Source organism: Streptomyces sp. NPDC051180 (genome assembly GCF_040689545.1).
GTDB lineage: Bacteria > Actinomycetota > Actinomycetes > Streptomycetales > Streptomycetaceae > Streptomyces.
The window spans coordinates 137,830-160,854 of the sequence record NZ_JBFBBC010000010.1 but is presented as its reverse complement, the minus strand read 5'-3'; the positions used below and the strand labels follow the sequence as shown (position 1 = coordinate 160,854).

Below are 23,025 nucleotides of genomic sequence, written 5' to 3'. Positions count from 1 at the left end.
TTCGGCACCGTGGCGGCGCCGTGCCGCCGCCCGTCGGGCAGGGCCCGCTTCCCACGGCGGTTCCGGCTCCGCAGGACGCCGACCACCTTCCCGCGCCGAGACCGGCAGCCCGTCGGCCACGGACACTCCTTCACCCGCCGGTCCCGGCGCCCGCCACGGCGCCACCGGCCTCCCCACCCCTTCCCTCGCGCTCCGGGCCGCGTCGCGCGCCGCGCCGCCGGGCACCTCGCCGATCGCGGGGCGCCCCGCGCGCCGCCGCCGCACCCCGAGTCCACCCCACACCACCCCGGGACGTCCCTCCATGTCGCATGCCCCCGTTCCCGACACGCTCTGGTTCACCCGCTGCCCCGTTCCCACCGCCACCGGTGTCGCCGCCGACCGGGGATGGCTGGCCGCGGAGTTCGCGCCGGACGGCATCGCCGTCCGCTCGCTCCAGGACGACGACCCCGGCGCCGACCGCGCCGCCCACTTCACCCACGCCCTCCCCGGCCTCTTCCGCGAAGGCGGCAACGTGCCCGCGCTGTGGGCCCGTTCACGGGGCGAGCGCACCCGGCTCGTCGGCCTCACCTGGATCGAGGAGCACCAGGCGGTGCTCGTCGCCCCCGGCTCCCCGGTGCGCGGCGCGGCCGCCCTGCGGGGCCTGCGCCTCGCCGTGCCCCGCCACTCCGTTTCCATCGACTTCTGGCGTGCGATGGCCCTCCGCGGCTTCGAGGGAGTCCTCGCCTCGGCCGGGTACGGACTCGACGACGCCGTCCTCGTCGACGTACCCGCGGACGGTCACCGCGGCCAGTGGGCCGCCGAGCTGGACGCCCTGCGGCGGGGCGAGGTCGACGCCGTCTACGTGAAGGGCGCCCTCGCCGTCGAGGCGGCCCGCCGCGCCGGCGCCGAGGTCGCCGTCGCCCTCGACGAACTCCCCGACCCCGCGCACCGCGTGAACAACGGCACCCCGCGCCCGCTCACCGTGCACCAGGACCTCCTGGACCGGCACCCCGAGCTGGTGGACCGCTTCCTCGCCGTGCTGCTCCGCGCCGCCGACTGGGCCGCCGGCGAGCCCGCCGAGGTCGCCCGCATCCTCGGCGCCGAGACCGGCGCGGGCGCCGAGGGCGTCGCCGGGGCCTACCGGGCCGGTACTCACCGCACCCTCCACCCCGACCTGTCCGACATCCGGCTCGACCTCCTCGCCCGGCAGGAGGAGGCCCTGCGTGCCCACGGCTTCCTGCCCGAGGCCGTCGACGTAGGCGACTGGGCCGACCCGGAGCCCCTGCGCCGCGCCCACCGGATCGCGTCCGCCGCCGGCCTTGCCGCGTCGGGGCCCCGACGGTCGACCGCCTGACCGCCTGACCGCCTGACCGCCTGACCGCCTGACGACCGACTGGCCGTCCGTCCGCTCTCGGCCTCGCCCGCCGCCCTGTCCACCCGCATCCCGGCCGCTCCACCCGCGGCCACCCTCCCCGAAGGACCACCGCCATGCGCCCACTCGCCCCGCTCGCCGCCCTGGCGGCCCTCGCCGCGCTCTCCACCCTCACCGCCTGCGGTGGCGACCCCGCCGCGGACTCGGCCACCGGCCGGGCCGGCGGCGCGGGGGGAGGAAAGGGCACGGTCACCGTGCGGATCCCCGACCCCGGCAACGCGGGCGTCCTCGCCCGCGGCAAGAAGGACGGGAGCCTGGACAAGGCGCTCGCCGCCGTCGGGGCGAAGGTGGCGTGGACCGGCAGCGCCGGCCCGTTCGCCCCCGCGGCCCAGGCGATGAACGCCGACCAGCTCGACATCGCGACCGGCTCGATCACCTCGGGGATCACCTCCCTCGCGCAGAGCCCCGGCTTCGCGTTCTTCACCGCCACCGACCCCGACCCGGTCGGCGAGGGCATCCTCGTCCGCGAGGGCTCGGACATCGCCTCGGTCCGGGACCTCGTCGGCCGCAAGGTCGCCGTCAACAAGGGCGGCACCGGCGAGTACCTGCTGCTCAAGGCCCTCGCCAAGGCCGGGATCCCCGCCGGGAAGGTGGAGCGGGTCTACCTGCGCCCCGACCAGACCGCCGCCGTCTTCAACGCCGGACAGGTCGACGCCTGGGCGGTCTGGTCGACGTACGCCGTCGCCGAGATCGGCGCGGGCAAGGCCCGCTTCGTCGCCGACGGCACCGCCATCGGATCCGACAACTACAGCCTGAACGCCGTCCGTTCGGACTTCGCCGACCAGCACCCCGAGGTGGTCAGGGCGCTGTACGCGTACCTGCACGAGAACAGCGCCAAGGAGAAGCGCGACCCGGCCGCCTACCTCAACGTCTTCACCGACGCGGGCCCCACGGCGGTCAACGGCCGCGCCAAGGAGGTCCAGATCGCCTTCACCGGCAAGGGCGGCACCGTCGACCCGATCGGCCCCGAGGACATCCGGCGGTTCGAGACGGTGGCCCGGTTCTACGCCGACCAGAAGGTCACCCCGCACAAGGTCGACATCGCGGCCCATCTCCTCGACGTCGAGAAGCTGTCATGACCGCCGCCGCGGCCACCACCGCCACCGGAAACCCCAAGGACACCGCCACCGACACCTCCGTCGGACCCGCCACCGACACCAGCGCGCCCGCCGACACGACCGCGCCCGCCGACACGACCGTGCCAGCCGGGCCGACGGACGCCGACGGATCCGCCGAGGGGCCCGTCGACGGGCTCGTCGCGCCGCGTCCGCCGGTGAGCCGGCCCCGCTCCCGCACGTACGCCGTCCTCGCCCGAGCCCTCGGCCCGATCCTCCTCCTCGCCCTGTGGTGGGTCTCCTCGGCGACCGGCCTCCTCACCGCCGACGTCCTGGCCTCTCCCGCGCAAGTCGGCGACGCCGTCGTCGAGTTGTGGGGAAACGGGCAGCTCCAGGACGCCCTGTCCACCTCCCTGGTCCGCTCCGGCACCGGGCTCGTCATCGGTCTCGCCGCCGGACTCGCCCTCGGCATCACCACCGGGTTCACCCGGCTCGGCGACGAACTCCTCGACTCCTCGCTGCAGACCCTGCGGACCATCCCGTTCCTCTCCCTCGTCCCCCTCTTCATGGTCTGGTTCGGCATCAACGAGACCGCCAAGATCCTCCTCATCGCGGTCGCCACCACCTTCCCGATGTACGTATCCACCACCGGCGGCGTCCGCAGCACCGACCGCAAGCTCGTCGAGGCCATGCGCAGCTTCGGGCTCGGCCGGCTCGCCATCGTCCGGCAGGTCGTCCTGCCGGGCGCCCTGCCTTCGCTCCTCGCCGGACTGCGCCTCTCGATGACCCTCAGCGTCATCGCGCTCATCGCGGCCGAGGAGATCAACGCCACCGCGGGCATCGGCTATCTGATGTCCCAGGCCCAGAGCTACGCCCGCACCGACGTCCTCGCCGTCTGCATCCTGGTCTACGGACTGCTCGGCCTCACCGCCGACGTGCTCGTCCGGGGGCTGGAACGGGTCCTCATGCCCTGGCGGACGGCCGGCCCCGGGGGAGGGGCCCGATGACCACGCCCACCGGAACGAGGACGGCGGTACGGGTCCGCGGGCTGCGCCGGGTCTTCGGCGCCCGCCCCGTCCTCGACGGCCTCGACCTCACCCTGGCACGCGGCGAGTTCCTCGCCCTGCTCGGGGCGAGCGGCAGCGGAAAGACCACCCTGCTCCGCATCCTCGGCGCCCTCGACGGGGCCGACGGCGGCGAGGCACTTGTCCCCGCCGCCCGCACGGTCGTCTTCCAGGAACCCCGGCTCATCCCCTCCAAGAAGGTCCTCGCCAACGTGACCGTCGGCCTGCCACGCGGGGCGAAGACCCGGGAGACCGGCCTCCGCGCCCTCGCCGAGGTCGGGCTCGAACGGCACGCCGGCGCCTGGCCGGCCACCCTCTCCGGCGGCGAGGCACAGCGGGTCGCACTCGCCAGGGCGCTGGTGAGGGAGCCGGAACTCCTGCTGCTCGACGAGCCGTTCGCCGCGCTCGACGCACTGACCCGGCTACGCATGCAGGACCTGGTCGGCGAGCTCCGCCGGATCCACCGGCCCGCCGTCCTGCTCGTCACCCACGACGTCGACGAGGCCGTCCGCCTCGCCGACCGGGTCGCCGTCCTGCGGGACGGCCGGCTCGTCACCGACGAACCCGTGACCGTCGCCCGGCCCCGCGACCCCGGCGATCCCGCGTTCGTCGCCCTGCGCCGCCGCCTCCTCGCCGACCTCGGCGTCCACGTGCCCGAGGAGACGCCCCAGTCCACCGCCCCCGCCACCATCGAAGGAGCGTCCGCATGACCGTCGTCATCGGTGTCCACCGCAGCAACCCGTCCCTCTACCACCTCTCCCGACTCGGCTACGCGGAGGAGGAGCTCGCCGCCCTCGGCGAGACCGTGACCTGGCACCCGTACACCGACGGCGTCCGCACCGGGGCCTTCCTCGCCGACGGCACCATCGACTTCGGCGGCACGGGCTCCACCCCGCCGGTCACCGCGCAGGCCGCCGGGCACGACATCGTCTACACCGCGGTCTCCGCGCCCCGCCCCGACCACGGCGCCCTCCTCGTACCCGAGGACAGCCCGGTCCGCGGTGTCGCCGACCTCAAGGGCGGCACCGTCCACCTCGCCGTCGGCTCCTGGCAGACGCATCTCGTGGCCAAGGCCCTGGACGACGCGGGACTCTCGTACGCCACCGACATCACCGCGGTGCGGGGGGACTCCGGCAGCGAGGCCCGGCTCCGCGCCGGCGAGATCACCGCCTGGGTGGCGCAGGGCGCCGAACTCGCCGCGGCCCGCCGGACCGGCGGCCTGCGCACCCTGATCCGTACCGGCGAGGTGATCTCCGACCGGTCCGTCTTCTTCACCCGGCGCGACCTGGCCGAGACGCGGCCCGAGCTGGTCGGGGCCCTCACCCGGGCGCTCCGGCGGGCCGACGACTGGGCCGCCGCCCACCCCCGGGAGGCCGCCGAGATCGCCGCGGCCGACCAGGGCGGCACCGTCGAGGACTGGGAGAGCGCGCTGCGCGCCCTGCCGTGGACCATCGAGGAGGTGTCCGAGGAGTTCATCGCCGAGCAGCAGCAGGCGGCGGACGTCTTCCACCGCACCGGATTCATCGACCGCGCGGTGACCGTCGCCGACGCCCTGCCCCGGAAGGGCTGATCCCATGGCCCCGCAGACCTCCCCGGCGCCCGCCTTCTCCCCGGTGTCCTCGCCGGCGCCGGAAGTCCTCTGGTACGTCATCCCGCGCGAAGGCGCCTACCCGTGGGAGCCGGCCGGCCGCCGCCCCGTGGACCTCGGCTACCTCACGCGGCTCGCCGGCACCGTCGAGCGCCTCGGGTACTCCGGCGCGCTGCTCGCCACCGACCTGTACGACGTGTGGCCGCTGGGCTCGGCGCTCGCGGCCGCCACGAGCACCCGGTTCAAGCCGCTGCTCGCCGTCCATCCCGGTCTGATCGCACCCACCCTGCTCGCCAAGATGGCGCTGAGCTTCGACAACCTCTTCGGCGGGCGGCTGCGGTTCAACGTCGTCAACGGATCGACGAACGCCCTGCGCGAGTACGGCCTCCACGTCGGGCACGACGAGCGGTACGAGCTGAGCGCCGAGTACTGGTCGATCGTCAAGCGGCTCACCGCGGGGGAGGTCTTCGACCACAAGGGGCGCTTCTACGACCTCAAGGACGCCGGAGCCTCGTTCGGGGACCTGCGGCCCGTGCAGGAGCCGCACGTCCCGCTCTGGTTCGGCGGCTCGTCCGCGCCCGGCATCGAGATGGCCGCCGAGCACGTCGACGTCTACCTCACCTGGGGCGAGCCCCCGCAGGCGCTGAAGGAGAAGCTCGACCACGTCCGGGCGCGCGCCGCGGCCCACGGGCGCTCCCTCCGCATCGGCCTGCGCCTCCATCTCATCGTCCGCGACACCGAGGACGAGGCGTGGGCGGCGGCGGACCGGCTCCTCGACGTCACCAGCGAGGCGACGTACGCGCGGCAGCTGGGCGAGCGGGCGGGCGAGGACGGTGTCGGCTGGCAGCGCCAGTTCCGCCAGCACGGCGGCAGGGTCCCGGCCCGGGCCCGCGAGCTGGAGACCCACCCCAACCTCTGGCCCGGCATGGGGCTCTTCCGGCCCGGCCCGGGAACGGCGGTCGTCGGCTCGACGGCGCAGGTCGTGGAGCGCCTCAAGGAGTACCAGGACCTCGGCGTGGACACGTTCATCCTGTCCGGGAACCCGCTGCTGGAGGAGGCGTACCGAGTGGCGGAGACCGTCCTCCCGGCACTGGGTATACGCCATTGATCGAACGTTGATGGCGTGTTTACGGCGTGGCGGCACCGTAGGGGTCATGCAGACGGATACCGACACGCTCACCGCTCCCGACCTCACCTGGCGCGAGAACGCCCTGTGCGCCCAGGCGGGTCCCGAGTTCTTCTTCCCGGCCCCCGGCTCGTCGACCCGCGAGGCCAAGCAGCTGTGCGGGGCGTGCGAGGGGCGCCTGGAGTGCCTGGACTACGCGCTCCGCCACGACGAGAGGTTCGGGGTCTGGGGCGGTCTCTCGGAGAAGGAGCGCGGGCGGCTCAAGCGGCAGGGCCGCTGAGCCCGCCCGGGGCCGTCCCCGGGCGGGTCCGCCCGGGGACGGATCGCCGGTCGGACCCGGTTCCGCCAGGGACGGATCGCCGGTGGCTCAGCCGGCGGCGCGGGCCGCCATGCGGGCCTTGCGGGCCGCGAGCTTCTCGTCGAACTTGCTCGCCTCGCTGTCCAGGCCGTTCATGTAGAGCCCCAGTTCCTCCTGGGCGCGCAGACCCTCGGGGCCCAGGCCGTCGATCTGGAGCACCTTGAGGAAGCGCAGGACGGGCTGGAGGACGTCGTCGTGGTGGATCCGCATGTTGTAGATCTCGCCGATCGCCATCTGCGCCGCCGCCCGCTCGAAGCCCGGCATGCCGTGTCCGGGCATCCGGAAGTTGACCACGACGTCCCGCACGGCCTGCATCGTCAGGTCGGGGGCGAGCTCGAAGGCCGCGCCCAGCAGGTTGCGGTAGAAGACCATGTGCAGGTTCTCGTCGGTGGCGATGCGGGACAGCATCCGGTCGCACACCGGGTCGCCGGACTGGTGGCCGGTGTTGCGGTGCGAGATGCGGGTGGCGAGCTCCTGGAAGGCGACGTACGCCACGGAGTGCAGCATCGAGTGCCGGTTGTCGGACTCGAAGCCCTCGCTCATGTGCGACATCCGGAACTGCTCCAGCTTGTCCGGGTCGACGGCGCGGGAGGCGAGGAGGTAGTCGCGCATCACGATGCCGTGGCGGCCCTCCTCGGCGGTCCAGCGGTGCACCCAGGTGCCCCAGGCGCCGTCGCGGCCGAAGAGGCTGGCGATCTCGTGGTGGTAGCTCGGGAGGTTGTCCTCGGTGAGCAGGTTGACGACGAGGGCGATCTTGCCGATGTCCGTCACCTTGGACTGCGACGGGTCCCATGCCTCGCCGTCCTCGAAGAAGCCGGGGAAGTTGCGGCCGTCGGACCAGGGCACGTACTCGTGCGGCATCCAGTCCTTGGTGACCTTGAGGTGCCGGTTGAGCTCCTTCTCCACGACCTCCTCCAGTGCGTAGAGGAGCCGTGCGTCGGTCCACCCAGCCGAGCTGTCGAGGGAGGGAGAGGTGAGCGTCACGGGGAACTCCTGGGGACGGAGAAGGGCATACGGGCGTACCTACGGATTCGTAGGTTACGAGACCGTAGGTTAAGGCTCCGTAAGGCGTCGGCCAAGCCCGCTCCGGCGATGTCCGGTTACATTCCGTTATGTGCGCTGCTCGGACCGGGTGGCGGAGACGCAGGTCACGTCGGGTGAGGCGACCGTCGGCCCTCGTGCCGGCTACACAGCGCAGGCGCTCGGCGGCGCGGAGCGGCCGGCGTCCGACCGCCCCCGCGCCCCCCGCTCCACGCCCCGCTCCCCGGCGGCGTCAGCGCTCCGCCGGCACCGCTCCCCGCACCTCCTCCGCCGTCGTCGGCCGCAGCTCGCCGTCGAGCAGCAGCCACCGGGTGATCCCCAGCGACTCCAGGAACGTCACGTCGTGGCTCGCCACGATCAGCGCACCCTCGTACGCGTCGAGGGCCTCGGTCAGCTTCCGCACCGACGCCATGTCCAGGTTGTTCGTCGGCTCGTCCAGCATCAGCAGCTGCGGAGCCGGGTCCGCCAGGAGGAGCGCCGCGAGCGTCGCCCGGAACCGCTCCCCGCCGGACAGGGTCCCCACGGGCCGGTCGGCCCGTGCTCCCCGGAACAGGAACCGTGCCAGCCTCGCCCTGATCGCGTTCCCCGTCGCCGTGGGCGCGAGACGGGCCACGTTCTCCACCACGCTCAGCCCGTCGTCGAGGACGTCGAGCCGCTGCGGCAGGAAGCGGAGCGGCACCCGTGCCTCCGCGACGCCCGACACCGGCTCCACCTCGCCGGCGATCGTCCGGAGCAGCGTCGTCTTCCCGGCCCCGTTCCGGCCGACCAGCGCGATGCGCTCCGGGCCCCGCAGCTCGAACTCGCCCGCGACCCGGGCCCCGTACCGCATCTCCAGCTCCCGCAGGTACAGGACCTCGCGCCCCGGCGGCACCGAGGTGCGGGGCAGCTCGACCCGGATCTCGTCGTCGTCGCGCACCGCCTCCACGGCGGCGTCGAGCCGCTCCCGCGCCTCCGAGAGGCGCTCGGTGTGCAGGGTGCGGTGCTTGCCTGCCGAGACCTGGGCGTCGCTGCGGCGGCCGTTCGCCACGATCTTCGGGACGACCTTGTTCTCGTAGCTCTTCTGCCCGAACCGTTTGCGCCGCGCCAACTTCATCTGGGCGTCGGAGAGTTCGCGCTTCTGGCGCTGCACGTCGGCCTCGGCGACGCGCACCATCCGCTCGGCCGCCTCCTGTTCGGCCGCGAGCGCCTCCTCGTAGGCCGACCAGGTGCCGCCGTACCAGGTGACCGAACCGTCCCGCAGATCGGCGATCTGGTCGACGAGCTCCAGGAGTTCACGGTCGTGACTCACCACGACGAGGACGCCGGACCAGTTCCGCACGGCCTCGTACAGCCGGGCCCGGGCGTGCCGGTCCAGGTTGTTGGTCGGCTCGTCGAGGAGCAGGACGTCCGGCCGGGCGAGCAGCAGCGCGGCGAGGCGCAGCAGGACGGACTCGCCGCCCGACACCTCGCCGACGGTCCGGTCCAGTCCGACCCCGTCCAGACCGAGCTGGTCGAGGGTGGCGCGGGCCCGCTCCTCGACGTCCCAGTCGTCGGCGAGCGCGGTGAAGTTCTCCTCCGACGCGTCGCCCGCCTCGATGGCGTGCAGGGCGGCCCGCTTCCCGGCGATGCCGAGGATCTCGTCCACCCGCCGCGAGGTGTCGAGCACCAGGTTCTGCGGGAGGTAGCCGAGTTCGCCGTTGATCCGGACCGTGCCCGAGGACGGCGTCAGTTCGCCGGCGATCAGCTTGAGGAGCGTGGACTTGCCGGAGCCGTTGAGGCCGACGAGACCGGTGCGGCCGGGACCGACCGCCAGCCGGAAGTCCTGGAGGACCTCGCTGCCGTCGGGCCAGGAGAAGGAGAGCGAGGAGCAGGTGATGAAGGTGGGGTGATGTGCCATGGGGGCCTCCCGGTCGCGCGAGCGTGGAAATGGGGCAACGCGAGAGACACCGGGGCGCGGGCGGTCGTCAGGAACGGCTCGTACGCCGAGGTCGAGAACGGCACACGCGGCTCAGGGGGCACGCGCGGCTCGGTGTCTCGCAACCTCAGACGAGCAACGTCCTTCTCCGATCAGGTGACGACAGGTCCGTGAAAGACGGTACGACCGAAGCCTGGAGGACGGCAAACGATTTAAGGGGCGGGGCTTCCGCGCCGCCGCTACGGGTGGCCGCGCAGCAGCTCGGTCAGGTCCTGGTCCCAGTCCAGGTACTGGTGCTCGCGCCCGGCCGGCACCAGGTGCTCCGACCGCTCCAGGAACCGGCGCAGCTCCGAGGTCCTGACGTGGACCATGGCGACCCCCTCGGGGGCGTGGAACTCGACGACCGTCCGGTCGTAGCCGTAGGGACGCAGCCGGACGTCGCCGACCCCGGCCGGGCGCTCGACGCCCTGCACGAGCAGGTCGCGGGCGAACGCCCACGACACCTCGACGCCCTCCAGCGTCGCGGGCGGGGGGAAGGCCATGCTCACGGCGTACGGGTCCTCACGGTCGTACCGCAGGGTGGCGGGCACGGTCTCCATGCGGGGAGCTGACGCGACCAGACGGGCCTGGAGGGACTGTTCGATGACGGCGGACACGGCCGTCTCCTCTCACGCGGGCTTCGGATCCTGTGCGTCTCCCCGACACCAGGCCACCTGACACCAGGAAGGACGAACGGAACGGCCGGAACGTGCACTCCGGTCCTACGTGAGCTGTGTCACCGGCACGCGGCCGGAGGGCCTCAGCGCTCCTCGGCGACGTCGTCGTCCGGAGCGGCGCACGGGCCGGAGTGGTCGCAGTAGGGCTGGTTCCCGGAGGCCCCGCAGCCGCAGAGAGTCACCCGCGTCTCGTGCCGCTCCCCGGCCGGACCGGTGACGAGGAGGTCGCCCCGGAGGACCAGCTGCCCGGACGGGGTGCGGCGCACGGAGGTGGGGGAGTCGGGCGGTTCCGCCGAGCCCTGCGCGGGCCGGCGGTGGTGGTACTGGAGCGCCCCGGAAGGGCACCGGCGGATCACCCGCTCGACCTGGCCGGGATCCGCCGCGTCGGGCTGGATCCAGGGGCGGCGGGACAGGTCGAAGACCTCCGGCAGCCCGTGGACGCACTCGGCCGCGTGCAGACACCGGCGTGGCTCGAACGTGACGGTGATGCCCTCGCCCTCGTACTCCTTGAGCCGCGGCGGCTCCGCCTCGGTGCCCGGCACCCCGTCGTGCGCCTGCTGCCCCGCGGCCGTCGGGGGCTCGTCCGTACGGTCGGTCATGCGACCCAGCCTAGGAAGACGTGGCGCGGGACGCACCCTGGACGGGGAGCGCCCCGGGGCACTAGCTTCCGGCGCCATGACGTCCATGGGGAAGACGAGACGAATGATGTCGGTGGGGCTGATCGGGGCGGCGCTCGCGCTCACCCTCGCGGCACCCGCGCGCGCCGGGGAGACCCCCGCGGCCGCGGCCGGCTGGCAGCTCACACCGACCGGCACCGACGCCCGCTTCCGCGGCCTCGCCGCCGTCGACCGGACCACCGCCTGGGCCGCGGGCTCGCGGGGGACCGTCCTGCGCACCACCGACGGCGGCCGCAGCTGGCGGAACGTCTCGCCGGCCGGCGCGGGCGAGCTGGAGTTCCGCGACGTGGAGGCGTTCGACGCCCGCCGGGCCGTCGTCCTGGCCATCGGCGAGGGCGAGGCATCGCGGGTGCTGCGCACCGAGGACGGCGGCGCCACCTGGACCGAGTCCTTCCGCAACACCGACCCGCGCGCCTTCTACGACTGCATGACCTTCTTCGACCGCCGCCACGGACTCGCCATGAGCGACCCGGTCGACGGGAAGTACCGCCTCCTCGCCACCCGCGACGGCGGCCGGTCCTGGCAGGTCCTGCCGAACGCCGGGATGCCGGACGCCCTCCCCGGCGAGGCCGGCTTCGCGGCGAGCGGCCAGTGCCTGGTCTCCGCCGGGCCCCGGGACGTCTGGCTCGCGACCGGCGGCGGGGCCACGGCCCGCGTCCTGCACTCCGCCGACCGGGGTCTGACCTGGACCGCCACCGCCACGCCGATCCCGGCGGGCGACCCGGCCAGGGGCGTCTTCGGACTCGCCTTCCGCGACCGCGCCCACGGCATCGCCGTCGGCGGCGACTACCGAAAGGACCAGCCGTCCCCGAGCGCCGGGGCCGTCACCGGCGACGCCGGCCGTACCTGGCGCCCCTCGGCCGCGCCGCCGCCCGCCTACCGATCCGGCGTCGCCTGGCTCCCGCACAGCCGGTGGGCCGCCCTCGCCGTCGGCCCCACCGGAACGGACCTGACCACCGACGGCGGCCGCACCTGGCGGACCGTCGACACCGGCTCGTACGACACGGTGGACTGCACCGCCGACGGCTCCTGCTGGGCCTCCGGCGAGAAGGGCCGGATCGCCCGCCTGGCCCGCCGCTGACACCTGGGGGGCGTCCGGAAAGTCCCGCCTGGCCCGCGACGCCGGACACCCCCTAGGGGGTGGGCAGCTCTTCCCGGTACGCGGCGATGCCGTCGGCCGTCTTGGTCGCGTGGAACTCCGTGATCCGGTACGCGCAGACGCCCTCCACGCTGAAGGGGTCGGCCGCCGCGATCCTCTCGATCTCCGCGCGGTCGACCCCGGCGGCCAGGATCACCCCGCCGTCCCGCGGGTTCTTGCGGCCGGAGGCGAGGAAGACGCCCTCCGCGTACTGCGCGTCGAGCCACTCGACGTGGGCGGCGAGCAGCGCGTCGACCCGTTCGACGGGCGCGGTGTAGGTCAATTCCAGTACGAACATGATCGCCAGGCTACCGGGACCGGGCCGGGCGCCGGCGGGGCGTTCCAGCCCTCGGAACCGGGCCCCGGCCCGGAGCCGTAGGGTGACCGCACTATGACGATCATCGGGATTCCGGCGGGATGGCCCGCCGACGAGACCGCCGCCCTGGCCGTCCAGCGGGAACTGCGCGGGCGCCTCGTCCTCGACGAGACGGGCCCCGGGGTCGGGACCGGACACGTCACGGGGCTGGACGTGGCCTACGACGACGAGCGCGACCTCGTCGCCGCCGCGGCGGTCGTGCTCGACGCGCGGACGCTGGAGGTGGTGGAGGAGGCCACGGCGGTCGGCCGGGTCTCCTTCCCCTACGTCCCCGGCCTGCTCGCCTTCCGCGAGATCCCCACCGTCCTCGCCGCGCTCGACGCCCTCACCGCCGACCCCGGTCTCCTCGTCTGCGACGGCTACGGCCTCGCCCACCCCCGCCGCTTCGGACTCGCCTGCCACCTCGGGGTCCTCACCGGGCGCCCCTCCGTCGGCGTCGCCAAGAACCCCTTCGCCTTCGCCTACGAGCCTCCCGGCGACGCCCGCGGCGACACCTCGTCGCTCCTCGCCGACGGGGAGGAGGTGGGCCGCGCCCTGCGGACCCAGGCCGGGGTGAAGCCCGTCTTCGTCTCCGTCGGCCACCGCGTCTCGCTCGCCGCCGCCTGCGCCCACACCCTCCACCTCGCCCCGCGCTACCGCATCCCCGAGACGACCCGGCACGCCGACTCCCTCTGCCGCCGCGCCCTGAAGGAGGCCCTCGGCGACGGCTGAGCCCGACGGTCGTGCCCTGAGCACCGTCGTGCCCCGCGCGCGTGCGTCTGAGTACCTGTACGGATACCGGTCCCGTCGCCCCGACCGGCAGGGTGGGGGCATGACGACTCCCCTCTCCGTGCCCCCGCGTTCCGCCGGGCGCGGCCTCGCCCTCGCGCTCGCCACCGCCGGGATGCTCGCCCTGGCCTGGGTCTGCGCCGTGCTCTACACCGTCGCCGCCTGGGCGCTCGCGTGATCGGGCAGGCGTGGTGCGTCGTCCTGGACTGCCGGGACGCGGGGGAACTCGCCCGCTTCTACCGCCGGTTGGTGGGTGGTGCGGTGGAGCGTCCCGATCCCCGGTGGGCCGTGGGCGACGCCTGTGTCGTGCTGCGCGGCGACGACGGGGCCGTCCTCGTCTTCCAGAGCGTGGCCGACCACCGCCCGCCGGTCTGGGGCGCGCCCGAGCAGCAGTTCCACCTCGACGTGCGGGTCGACGACCTGGACGCGGCCGAGGAGGCCGTCGTCGCGCTCGGTGCGACGCCCCTCGACGGCGGGGGCGCCGACCCGGCCTGGCGCGTCTACGCCGACCCGGCCGGCCACCCCTTCCGGCTCGTCCGGCTCTGAGCCCGGGCCCGGCGCCCCGCCAGGGGGTCGTCGATCAGGCCGCGGTCAGCTCCGGTGCGCCACCCGGAAGCGGATGCCCGCCGCCCGCAGCCGGTCGGTGAGCGCGTCGCCCATCGCCACCGCCGTGGTCACCTGGCCCGCGGTCTTCGGCAGCGGGTCGAAGGCCAGGCAGAGGGCGGACTCGGCCAGCATCTTGGCCGTCTCGTCGTACCCCGGGTCGCCGCCGGACACCTCGGTGAAGACCCGCCGTCCGCCGCCCTCGCCGACGAACCGGACGGAGAACCAGCTGCGGGCGCGCCGCTCGGTCGAAGGGCCCTCGCCCGCCGAGTAACGCTCCATCAGCCAGCCCCGCACGGACGGCAGTTGCGCGGCGGCGACGCTCGCGCCGACGGCGGCCGCGCCGCCGAGGGCCATCGGCAGGGTCTTCACCGAGGCGTAGTGCCGGTAGCGGAAGTCCGGTCCGTACCGCTCCAGCCCGGCGGCCGAGCGCGCCACGATCTGCGGGTCGAGGGTCGGCAGCGGCAGCGCCCAGGTGCCCGTCTCCGTGCTGAACCGCGGCCCGCCCAGCGGCGCGCGGGCCCGGCGGCCCACCAGCCTCGGTTCGTGCAGGTGCCGTTCGCGCGAGGCGCGCAGCATCTCCCGGCCCCGGCCCATCGCGGTGAGGGCGGAGGCGAAGGTGCCGCCGGAGAAGGCGGCCCCGGCCCGGACGAAGCCGTCGACGCGGAGCGGCACGCCCTCCGGGAGCTGCCGGACGGTGAAGTACACGCCCAGGTCGTGCGGGACGGAGTCGAAGCCGCAGGCGTGCACGATCCGGGCGCCGGTCTCCCGGGCCCGCGCGTCGTGCCGGACGTAGGTCCGGTCGACGAACTCGGCCTCGCCGGTGAGGTCCACGCAGTCCGTGCCGGCCTCCGCGCAGGCGGCGACGAGCCCGTCGCCGTACCAGACGTAGGGGCCGACGGTGGTCGCCACGACCCGGGTCGACTCGGCCAGCTCGCGCAGCGAGGCCGCGTCGTCGGCGTCGGCGACGAGGACCGGCAGGTCCGCGCAGTGCGGCCACCGGGCGGCGAGACCGTCGCGCAGGGCGGTCAGCGCCGCCCGGTTGCGGCCCGCCAGCGCCCAGCGGCACTCCGCCGGGGCGTGCTCGGCCAGGTACTCCGCGGTGAGCTCGCCGACGAACCCGGTCGCCCCGAAGAGGACCACGTCGTAGGGCCTCGCCCCGGCCTCCCGCGGCGCGCCGGCCTCGGAGGTCCCGGCCTCCCGCGCCGCGCCGGGTGCCGGAGCCCCGGCCCCGGCCGAGGAGCCGGCCGTTCCGGAGCCGTTCCCGGCCTCCGGTCCCGTGCCGGCCTCGTGTCCGCTGTCCGCCCCTGTGTCCATCGAGCCCCTCGTCTCGGCCGTACCGCGCCGCCGTGCGCGGTTGTCGTCGGCGGAGGATAGCGGAAGTCGACGGCCGCGCAATTTCCAAGCGCTTGCTCGGCCGGGGGGCTTGTGCCGAGTGGAACACGTTCCTAGCATCTCCGGTGTTACATCATTGGTGTCACACACTCCTGGGGGCTCGATGACCACCACGCACACGGCCGGGAACGGCCCGCTCACCGGGGTGCGCGTGGTCGAACTCGCCGGGATCGGCCCCGGTCCCTTCGCCGCCATGGTCCTCGCGGACCTGGGCGCCGACGTCGTGCGCGTCGACCGCCCCGGCGGCCCGGGACTCGGCATCGACCCGGCCCGCGACCTCACCAACCGCAACAAGCGGTCCGTCCTCGTCGACCTCAAGGCCGCGGAGGGCCCGGCCACCGTCCTCGACCTGGTCGAACGCGCCGACGTCCTGATCGAGGGCTACCGCCCCGGCGTCGCCGAGCGCCTCGGCGTCGGCCCCGAGGCGTGCCTCGCCCGCAACCCCCGCCTGGTCTACGGCCGGATGACCGGCTGGGGCCAGGACGGGCCGCTCGCCCACACCGCCGGCCACGACATCGGGTACATCGCCCTCACCGGCGCCCTGGGCATGATCGGCCCCGACCCGGACGGCCCGCCCACGGTCCCGGCGAACCTCGTCGGCGACTACGCCGGCGGCTCCCTCTACCTCGTCATCGGCGTCCTCGCCGCCCTCCGGCACGCCCGCACGCACGGCGAGGGCCAGGTCGTCGACGCCGCCATCGTCGACGGGACCGCGCACCTCACCACCATGATCCACGGCATGCTGGCGGCCGGCGGATGGCAGGACCGCCGGGGCGTCAACCTGCTCGACGGCGGCTGCCCGTTCTACGGCGTCTACGCGACCTCCGACGACGGTCACATGGCCGTCGGCGCCCTGGAGGAGCGGTTCTACGGGGAGTTCGTCCGACTCCTCGGCGTCGAGGAGGCCGCCTCCGCCCGCCACGACCTCGCCCGCTGGCCCGAGCTGCGCGAGGCCGTCGCCACCCGCTTCCGGAGCCGCACCCGCGCGGAGTGGACGGCCGTCTTCGACGGCAGCGACGCCTGCGTCGCCCCCGTCCTCTCCCTGCGCGAGGCGCCGGCCCACCCGCACCTCGCCGCCCGCGCCACCTTCGCCGAGCGGGACGGCATCGCCCAGCCCGCCCCCGCACCCCGCTTCTCCGTCACGCCCGGCACCCTCCGCACGGGCCCCGCCCTGCCCGGTGCCGACACCGCCGAGGTCGCCCGCGACTGGGCCGTACCCGCGCTGGCGACCCCGTCCCAGACCCAGGAGACCGAAGCATGAAGCGTCAGCTCTACACCGCCGACCACGAGGCGTTCCGCGCGGTCGTGCGCACCTTCCTGGAGAAGGAGGTGCTGCCCCACTACGCGCAGTGGGAGAAGGACGGCATCGTCTCCCGCGAGGTCTGGCTCGCCGCCGGACGGCAGGGCCTGCTGGGCATCGCCGTCGACGAGGAGCACGGAGGCGGCGGCAACCCCGACTTCCGCTACGGCGCGGTCCTCGCCGAGGAGTTCACCCGCGCCGGGGCGCCCGGACTGGCCATCGGCCTGCACAACGACATCATCGGCCCGTACCTCACCTCGCTGGGCACCGAGGAGCAGAAGCGGCGCTGGCTGCCCGGATTCTGTTCGGGCGAGACGGTCACGGCGATCGCGATGACGGAGCCGGGGGCGGGTTCGGACCTGCAGGGCATCCGCACGACCGCGGAGGACCGGGGCGACCACTGGGTCCTCAACGGCTCCAAGACCTTCATCTCCAACGGCATCCTCGCCGACCTGGTGGTCGTCGTCGCCCGCACCACCCCGGAGGGCGGCGCCCGCGGCCTGTCCCTGCTCGTGGTGGAGCGGGGCATGGAGGGCTTCGAGCGCGGCCGGAACCTCGACAAGATCGGCCAGAAGGCCCAGGACACCGCCGAGCTGTTCTTCCACGACGTCCGCGTCCCCAAGGAGAACCTCCTCGGCGAGCTCAACGGCGCCTTCCTCCACCTGATGACCAACCTCGCCCAGGAGCGCCTGGCCATCGCCGTCGCCGGCATCGCCTCGGCCGAGCACCTCCTGGAGCTCACCACCACCTACGTCAAGGAGCGCGAGGCGTTCGGCCGGCCGCTCTCCCGGCTCCAGCACGTCCGCTTCGAGATCGCCGAGATGGCCACCGAGTGCGCCGTCACCCGGACCTTCGTCGACCGCTGCATCGAGGAGCACGCCGAGGGCGCGCTGGACGCCGTCCACGCCTCGATGGCCAAGTGGTGGGCGACCGAACTCCAGAAGCGGGTCGCCGACCGCTGCCTCCAACTGCACGGAGGATACGGCTACATGAGCGAATTCCCGGTCGCCCGCGCCTACACGGACGGCCGCATCCAGACCATCTACGGCGGCACCACCGAGATCATGAAGGAGATCATCGGCCGGTCCCTCCTCGGCTGACCTCCCGCCGCCCGCTCCCTCCCACCCTCATCGCGAAAGGCTTTCCGTGAGCACCGAAGCGTACGTGTACGACGCGATCCGCACCCCGCGCGGACGCGGCAAGGCCAACGGCTCCCTGCACGGCACCAAGCCGATCGACCTGGTCGTCGGCCTCATCCGGGAGATCCAGTCCCGCAACCCCGGGCTCGACCCGGCCGCCATCGACGACATCGTCCTCGGCGTCGTCGGCCCCGTCGGCGACCAGGGCTCCGACATCGCCCGGATCGCGGCCATCGCCGCCGGACTGCCGGACACCGTCGCCGGCGTCCAGGAGAACCGCTTCTGCGCCTCGGGCCTCGAAGCGGTCAACATGGCCGCCATGAAGGTCCGCTCCGGCTGGGAGGACCTCGTCCTCGCCGGCGGCGTGGAGTCGATGTCCCGGGTGCCGATGGCCTCCGACGGCGGCGCCTGGTTCGCCGACCCGATGACCAACCTGGAGACCAACTTCGTCCCCCAGGGCATCGGCGCCGACCTCATCGCCACCATCGAGGGCTTCAGCCGCCGCGACGTCGACGAGTACGCCGCCCTCTCCCAGGAGCGCGCCGCCGCCGCCGTCAAGGACGGCCGCTTCGCCCGGTCGATCGTCCCCGTCAAGGACCGCGCCGGACTGACCGTCCTCGACCACGACGAGCACCTGCGCCCCGGCACCACCGCCGACTCCCTCGCCCGCCTCAAGCCCTCCTTCGCCGACATCGGCGAGCTGGGCGGCTTCGACGCGGTCGCGCTGCAGAAGTACCACTGGATCGAGGAGATCGACCACGTCCACCACGCCGGCAACTCCTCCGGCATCGTCGACGGCGCCTCCCTCGTCGCCATCGGCTCCCGGGCGGTCGGCGAGCGGTACGGCCTGACCCCGCGCGCCCGGATCGTCTCGGCCGCCGTCTCCGGCTCCGAGCCGACCATCATGCTCACCGGTCCCGCCCCGGCCACCCGCAAGGCCCTCGACAAGGCCGGCCTCACCATCGACGACATCGACCTCATCGAGATCAACGAGGCGTTCGCCGCCGTCGTCCTGCGCTTCGTCAAGGACATGGGCACCACCCTGGACAAGGTCAACGTCAACGGCGGCGCCATCGCGCTCGGCCACCCGCTCGGCGCCACCGGCGCGATGATCCTCGGCACCCTCGTCGACGAGCTGGAGCGCCAGGACAAGCGCTACGGCCTCGCCACCCTGTGCGTGGGCGGCGGCATGGGCATCGCCACCGTCATCGAGCGCGTCTGACCGTCCCGTCCGCAACCCTCTTACGGAGAAGCAGAGCCATGAGCGAGAGCACCACCATCCGCTGGGAGCAGGACGCGACCGGGATCGTCACCCTCGTCCTCGACGACCCCGACCAGTCCGCCAACACCATGAACCGGGCCTTCCGGGCCTCCGTCACGGCGATCGCCGACCGCGTGGAGGCCGAGAAGGACTCCATCCGCGGCATCATCTACACCTCCGCCAAGAAGACCTTCTTCGCCGGCGGCGACCTCAAGGACATGATCAAGGCGGGTCCCGAGCACGCCCGGGACATCTTCGACTCCGCGATGGAGATGAAGAACGCCCTGCGCCGCATCGAGACCCTCGGCAAGCCCGTCGTCGCCGCGATCAACGGCGCCGCGCTCGGCGGAGGGTACGAGATCGCGCTCGCCTCCCACCACCGGATCGCCCTCGACGCCCCCGGCTCCAAGATCGGCCTGCCCGAGGTCACCCTGGGCCTGCTGCCGGGCGGCGGCGGCGTCACCCGCACCGTCCGCCTCATGGGCATCACCGACGCCCTGCTCAAGGTGCTGCTCCAGGGCACCCAGTACAACCCGCGGCGCGCCCTGGACAGCGGTCTCGTCCACGAACTGGCCGCCACCCCCGAGGAGATGATGGCCAAGGCCATCGCCTTCATCGACGCCAACCCCGAGTCCCGCCAGCCCTGGGACGTCCCCGGCCACCGCATCCCCGGCGGCACCCCGTCGCACCCGAAGTTCGCCGCCAACCTCCCGGCCTTCCCGGCCAACCTGCGCAAGCAGCTGGCCGGCGCGCCCTACCCGGCGCCCCGCGCGATCATGGCCGCCGCCGTCGAGGGCTCCCAGGTCGACTTCGAGACCGCGCTGACCATCGAGTCCCGCTACTTCACCGAGCTGGTCACCGGCCAGACCGCGAAGAACATGATCCAGGCGTTCTTCTTCGACCTCCAGGCCGTCAACTCCGGCGCCAGCCGCCCGAAGGACGTGGCCAGGCGCCAGGTCCGCAAGGTCGCCGTCCTCGGCGCCGGCATGATGGGCGCCGGCATCGCGTACTCCTGCGCCCGCGCCGGCATCGAGGTCGTGCTCAAGGACGTCTCCGCCGAGTCCGCCGCGAAGGGCAAGGCGTACTCCGAGAAGCTCTGCGCCAAGGCCGTCTCCCGCGGCCGCACCACGCAGGAGAAGGCCGACGCCCTCCTCGCCCGCATCACCCCGACCGGCGACGTCGCCGACCTGGCGGGCTGCGACGCGGTCATCGAGGCGGTCTTCGAGGACACCGCGCTCAAGCACAAGGTGTTCCAGGAGATCCAGCACGTCGTCGAGCCCGACGCGCTGCTCTGCTCCAACACCTCCACCCTGCCGATCTCCGTCCTGGCCGAGGGCGTGGAGCGTCAGGGCGACTTCATCGGCCTGCACTTCTTCTCGCCGGTCGACAAGATGCCGCTCGTCGAGATCATCAAGGGCGAGCACACCGGCGACGAGGCCCTGGCCCGCGCCTTCGACCTGGTCCGCCAGATCGCCAAGACCCCGATCGTCGTCAACGACTCGCGCGGCTTCTTCACCTCCCGCGTGATCGGCCACTTCATCGACGAGGGCGTGGCGATGGTCGGCGAGGGCATCGAGCCCGCGTCGGTCGAGCAGGCCGCCGCCCAGGCCGGCTACCCGGCCAAGGTCCTCTCCCTCATGGACGAGCTGACCCTCACCCTGCCGCGGAAGATCCGCAACGAGACCCGGCGCGCGATCGAGGAGGCCGGCGGCGTCTGGGTCACCCACCCGGGCGAGGCCGTCATCGACCGGATGGTCGACGAGTTCGGCCGCCCCGGCCGCAGCGGCGGCGCCGGGTTCTACGAGTACGGCGAGGACGGCAGGCGCGGCAAGCTCTGGCCCGGCCTGCGCGAGCACTTCGCCAAGCCCGGCCACGAGATCCCGTTCCGGGACATGCAGGAGCGGATGCTCTTCGCCGAGGCCCTCGACACCGTCCGCCTCCTGGAGGAGGGCGTCCTGACCTCGGTCGCCGACGCCAACATCGGCTCCATCATGGGCATCGGCTTCCCCGCGTGGACCGGCGGCATCCTCCAGTACGTCAACGGGTACGAGGGCGGCGTCGCCGGCTTCGTCGCCCGCGCCCGCGAACTGGCGGAGACCTACGGCGAGCGCTTCACCCCGCCGGCCCTCCTCGTCGAGAAGGCCGAGCGGGGCGAGACCTTCCACGACTGACCGGTCACGGACTCCGGAACGCCGTCCGCAGCTCCTCGCTCAGCGAGCGCTGGAAGGCCGTGAGGAGGGCCTGGACCACCATCGGCTGCATGTGGGCCGAGAGCGACCTCATCGCGCTCAGGTGGTCCGGGTCCTCCCCGCTCTCCCGGTACGGGCTCCACACCTCGTCCCGGAAGAGCCGGGAGAGCTCCTGCGCGGCGGCGCGCGCGTGCTCCAGGAGCACCGTCCGCGAGGCGAGGATCGTCTCGTGCTCGATGGGCACGTCGAGCATCTCCACCCCGAGGCGCAGCAGCGAACCGTCCAGCCGGAAGGTGTCGCTGTCGTCCGTCCGGTCGAGGACGCCCATCGCGGCCAGCCGCTCGACGTCCCGCCCGGTCAGCTCCCGGCCGGCGCGCCGCTCCAGCTCCCGCCGCGTGATCGTCTCCGCGGACTCGGGCGCCCACGACGCCACCAGCGCCCGGTGCACGGCCAGGTCCTGCGCGCTGAGGTCCGGCGGCAGCTGTTCCAGGTAGCGCTCGATCGCCGCCAGCGTCATCCCCTGCCGCTGCAGCTCCTCGATCAGCGCCAGCCGCGACAGGTGCCCGGGACCGTAGTGCCCGACCCGCCGGGCCCCGATCACCGGCGGCGCCAGCAGCCCGCGCGTCCCGTAGAAACGGACCGTCCGCACGGTCACGCCGGCCCGTGCCGCCAGCTCGTCCACCGTGTAGCGGGGCTCGTCCTCCCCCTCGCCTCCCACGCCCATCCGAGCCGCCTCGCTTCCCCGCACCACGGACCCGCCGGTCCGGGTCGCTTGAACAGTATTGCTGTCTCACCAGCCCTGTAAAAGAGTGGCGGCACTGTCGGTGGTCACCCGTAGCGTGATCGTCATGAACGCGATCCGATACGTCCAGGGGGACGCGACCTCGCCGCAGGCCAAGGGCGTCAAGATCATCGCGCACGTCTGCAACGACCGCGGGGGCTGGGGCCGGGGCTTCGTCCTCGCCCTCTCGCGTCGCTGGCCGCAGCCCGAGGCGGAGTACCGGCGGTGGCACCGCGACCGCGCGCGCAACGACTTCGGGCTGGGCGCCGCGCAGTTCGTCCGGGTGGAACCGTACGTCTGGGTGGCGAACCTGGTGGGGCAGCACGGGACGCGCACCGCGCGGAGCACCGGCGCCCCCGTGCGGTACGAGGCGATCGACGCGGCCCTGGTGCCGCTCGCGGACCGGGCGCTCGCGCTGGGCGCCTCCGTGCACGTGCCCCGCATCGGCTGCGGCCTGGCGGGCGGTTCCTGGGACCGGGTCGAGCCGCTGGTCGTCGGGCGTCTGGCGGACCGGGGGATACCGGTCACGGTGTACGACTTCGGAGCGTAAGGGGCGGGGGGCCGGGGTGCGGCGGGACTGCCGTGGGCCGACGGCTAGAGTCGGCCGCTGTTCGCATCAGGGGGAGTCGGGACGGGGGAGCGGGATGTACGCGCAACTGAGGGAGACGGCCACGGAATTGGCCGGTGTCCTGTGGCGGGAGCACACGGTGTACCGGGAGCGCGGCGGTGGGGTGGTCATCCGCGGGGAGCACGTCCGGCGGTGGATCAGTCTGGCGCCGACCGGTGGCAAGGACCGGGCGCTGCTGAGGGCGGGACGCCTCCTGGACGGAGGGACGACGGCGCCGGCGCGGACGGAGGTGGTCGTCGACCTGACGGCCGGGACGGCGGAACTGGCGACGGTCTGCCGGCGGCTGCTGGCCGACGTCGCTGCGGCCGCCGAGCCGGCGCGGGTCCCGGCGGGCGCCGGGAAGCGCGCGAAGGGGAGCCGGCCGAAGCCGGGGCGGTCGGCGGGTGCCGGCCGCCCCGGCCGCCGCCCCCGCGGGGAGCGGCACACGAGCGCGGGATCCTGGTTCGTCCTGCTCTGCGTCGTCGCGGTGCTCGGCGCCTGGCTCTACGGCGTCTTCGGCGGCACCGGGGTCTGAGCC

General features: G+C 73.9%; 24 protein-coding genes. 17 read left to right on the top strand and 7 right to left on the bottom strand.

The genetic code is table 11. The features are described 5' to 3' along the window. Positions 1-301: 301 nt before the first annotated feature. From AB0424_RS19555 to AB0424_RS19525, 7 genes are all read left to right on the top strand, one after another. The gene (locus AB0424_RS19555) at positions 302-1,333 is read left to right on the top strand and encodes an ABC transporter substrate-binding protein (protein WP_366307010.1); all 1,032 of its coding nucleotides are present in this window, start codon (positions 302-304) and stop codon (positions 1,331-1,333) included. A gap of 134 nt (positions 1,334-1,467) precedes the next feature. Next, entirely contained in the window at positions 1,468-2,490 is a 1,023-nt protein-coding gene (locus AB0424_RS19550; protein ID WP_366307008.1) for an ABC transporter substrate-binding protein, read from the top strand. Continuing rightward, positions 2,487-3,473 (top strand): ABC transporter permease, encoded by a 987-nt coding sequence (locus AB0424_RS19545; RefSeq protein ID WP_366307007.1) that lies wholly within the window; start codon positions 2,487-2,489, stop codon positions 3,471-3,473. The genes AB0424_RS19550 and AB0424_RS19545 overlap by 4 nt, the downstream gene beginning before the upstream one ends. Then, positions 3,470-4,240 carry an ABC transporter ATP-binding protein gene (locus AB0424_RS19540; RefSeq protein ID WP_366307005.1) on the top strand — a complete coding sequence of 257 codons (771 nt, stop codon included), beginning with the start codon at positions 3,470-3,472 and terminating at the stop codon, positions 4,238-4,240. Before AB0424_RS19545 ends, AB0424_RS19540 begins: the two co-directional genes overlap by 4 nt. After that, the gene (locus tag AB0424_RS19535) at positions 4,237-5,100 is read left to right on the top strand and encodes an ABC transporter substrate-binding protein (RefSeq protein WP_366307003.1); all 864 of its coding nucleotides are present in this window, start codon (positions 4,237-4,239) and stop codon (positions 5,098-5,100) included. Before AB0424_RS19540 ends, AB0424_RS19535 begins: the two co-directional genes overlap by 4 nt. Positions 5,101-5,104: 4 nt before the next feature. After that, positions 5,105-6,226, top strand: coding sequence for an LLM class flavin-dependent oxidoreductase (locus tag AB0424_RS19530; RefSeq protein ID WP_366307001.1), 1,122 nt, complete (start codon positions 5,105-5,107; stop codon positions 6,224-6,226). Positions 6,227-6,272: 46 nt separating this feature from the next. Continuing rightward, positions 6,273-6,524, top strand: coding sequence for a WhiB family transcriptional regulator (locus AB0424_RS19525; protein ID WP_366307000.1), 252 nt, complete (start codon positions 6,273-6,275; stop codon positions 6,522-6,524). 87 nt (positions 6,525-6,611) lie between these two features. On the opposite strand, the gene AB0424_RS19520 is transcribed toward AB0424_RS19525, so the two are convergent. The 4 genes from AB0424_RS19520 to AB0424_RS19505 all read right to left on the bottom strand — a co-directional run bounded on the left by AB0424_RS19520 (position 6,612) and on the right by AB0424_RS19505 (position 10,852). Continuing rightward, the gene (locus AB0424_RS19520; RefSeq protein WP_366306998.1) at positions 6,612-7,586 is read right to left on the bottom strand and encodes an acyl-ACP desaturase; all 975 of its coding nucleotides are present in this window, start codon (positions 7,584-7,586) and stop codon (positions 6,612-6,614) included. A gap of 289 nt (positions 7,587-7,875) precedes the next feature. Then, positions 7,876-9,519: an ATP-binding cassette domain-containing protein gene (locus AB0424_RS19515; RefSeq protein WP_366306996.1), complete on the bottom strand. Its 1,644-nt coding sequence runs from the start codon at positions 9,517-9,519 to the stop codon at positions 7,876-7,878. A 257-nt stretch (positions 9,520-9,776) separates the two neighbouring features. Further along, on the bottom strand, positions 9,777-10,193 hold the full coding sequence (locus tag AB0424_RS19510) for an SsgA family sporulation/cell division regulator (protein ID WP_366306994.1): 417 nt from the start codon (positions 10,191-10,193) through the stop codon (positions 9,777-9,779). A gap of 143 nt (positions 10,194-10,336) precedes the next feature. Beyond that, positions 10,337-10,852, bottom strand: a complete 516-nt coding sequence (locus tag AB0424_RS19505) for a (4Fe-4S)-binding protein (RefSeq protein ID WP_366306992.1) — start codon at positions 10,850-10,852, stop codon at positions 10,337-10,339. Between the two features lie 76 nt (positions 10,853-10,928). Here AB0424_RS19505 and AB0424_RS19500 point away from each other — a divergent pair, with 76 nt between their 5' ends. Then, a complete protein-coding gene (locus AB0424_RS19500) occupies positions 10,929-12,011 on the top strand; it encodes an oxidoreductase (protein ID WP_366306990.1) in 1,083 nt (360 codons plus the stop codon). Between the two features lie 52 nt (positions 12,012-12,063). Here the strand turns inward: AB0424_RS19500 and AB0424_RS19495 are convergent, their stop codons facing one another. Beyond that, a complete protein-coding gene (locus AB0424_RS19495) occupies positions 12,064-12,366 on the bottom strand; it encodes a YciI family protein (RefSeq protein ID WP_366306988.1) in 303 nt (100 codons plus the stop codon). Between the two features lie 93 nt (positions 12,367-12,459). Here AB0424_RS19495 and AB0424_RS19490 point away from each other — a divergent pair, with 93 nt between their 5' ends. The 3 genes from AB0424_RS19490 (at position 12,460) to AB0424_RS19480 (ending at position 13,758) form a co-directional block, all read left to right on the top strand. Continuing rightward, positions 12,460-13,155, top strand: a complete 696-nt coding sequence (locus tag AB0424_RS19490) for an endonuclease V (RefSeq protein ID WP_366306986.1) — start codon at positions 12,460-12,462, stop codon at positions 13,153-13,155. Positions 13,156-13,255: 100 nt separating this feature from the next. Then, positions 13,256-13,390, top strand: a complete 135-nt coding sequence (locus AB0424_RS19485; protein WP_366306984.1) for a hypothetical protein — start codon at positions 13,256-13,258, stop codon at positions 13,388-13,390. Then, entirely contained in the window at positions 13,387-13,758 is a 372-nt protein-coding gene (locus tag AB0424_RS19480) for a VOC family protein (protein WP_366306983.1), read from the top strand. Before AB0424_RS19485 ends, AB0424_RS19480 begins: the two co-directional genes overlap by 4 nt. A 45-nt stretch (positions 13,759-13,803) precedes the next feature. Here the strand turns inward: AB0424_RS19480 and AB0424_RS19475 are convergent, their stop codons facing one another. Then, a complete protein-coding gene (locus AB0424_RS19475) occupies positions 13,804-15,132 on the bottom strand; it encodes a saccharopine dehydrogenase NADP-binding domain-containing protein (protein ID WP_366306982.1) in 1,329 nt (442 codons plus the stop codon). Between the two features lie 181 nt (positions 15,133-15,313). On the opposite strand from AB0424_RS19475, the gene AB0424_RS19470 reads away from it, so the two are divergent. From AB0424_RS19470 to AB0424_RS19455, 4 genes are read left to right on the top strand one after another with little or no spacing between them, the layout of a single operon-like run. Further along, complete coding sequence (locus AB0424_RS19470; protein ID WP_366306980.1) at positions 15,314-16,471, top strand: CaiB/BaiF CoA-transferase family protein; 1,158 nt, start codon at positions 15,314-15,316, stop codon at positions 16,469-16,471. Then, on the top strand, positions 16,468-17,610 hold the full coding sequence (locus AB0424_RS19465; protein ID WP_366306979.1) for an acyl-CoA dehydrogenase family protein: 1,143 nt from the start codon (positions 16,468-16,470) through the stop codon (positions 17,608-17,610). Before AB0424_RS19470 ends, AB0424_RS19465 begins: the two co-directional genes overlap by 4 nt. Positions 17,611-17,656: 46 nt before the next feature. Further along, positions 17,657-18,871: an acetyl-CoA C-acetyltransferase gene (locus AB0424_RS19460; RefSeq protein ID WP_366306977.1), complete on the top strand. Its 1,215-nt coding sequence runs from the start codon at positions 17,657-17,659 to the stop codon at positions 18,869-18,871. A gap of 38 nt (positions 18,872-18,909) precedes the next feature. Beyond that, complete coding sequence (locus tag AB0424_RS19455) at positions 18,910-21,081, top strand: 3-hydroxyacyl-CoA dehydrogenase NAD-binding domain-containing protein (RefSeq protein ID WP_366306975.1); 2,172 nt, start codon at positions 18,910-18,912, stop codon at positions 21,079-21,081. A gap of 4 nt (positions 21,082-21,085) precedes the next feature. On the opposite strand, the gene AB0424_RS19450 is transcribed toward AB0424_RS19455, so the two are convergent. After that, a complete protein-coding gene (locus tag AB0424_RS19450) occupies positions 21,086-21,823 on the bottom strand; it encodes a MerR family transcriptional regulator (protein WP_366306973.1) in 738 nt (245 codons plus the stop codon). A gap of 124 nt (positions 21,824-21,947) precedes the next feature. On the opposite strand from AB0424_RS19450, the gene AB0424_RS19445 reads away from it, so the two are divergent. Together AB0424_RS19445 and AB0424_RS19440 are read left to right on the top strand one after the other, a co-directional pair. Then, on the top strand, positions 21,948-22,430 hold the full coding sequence (locus AB0424_RS19445) for a macro domain-containing protein (protein ID WP_366306971.1): 483 nt from the start codon (positions 21,948-21,950) through the stop codon (positions 22,428-22,430). 94 nt (positions 22,431-22,524) lie between these two features. Beyond that, entirely contained in the window at positions 22,525-23,022 is a 498-nt protein-coding gene (locus AB0424_RS19440) for a hypothetical protein (RefSeq protein ID WP_366306970.1), read from the top strand. The last annotated feature ends 3 nt before the right edge of the window (positions 23,023-23,025 follow it).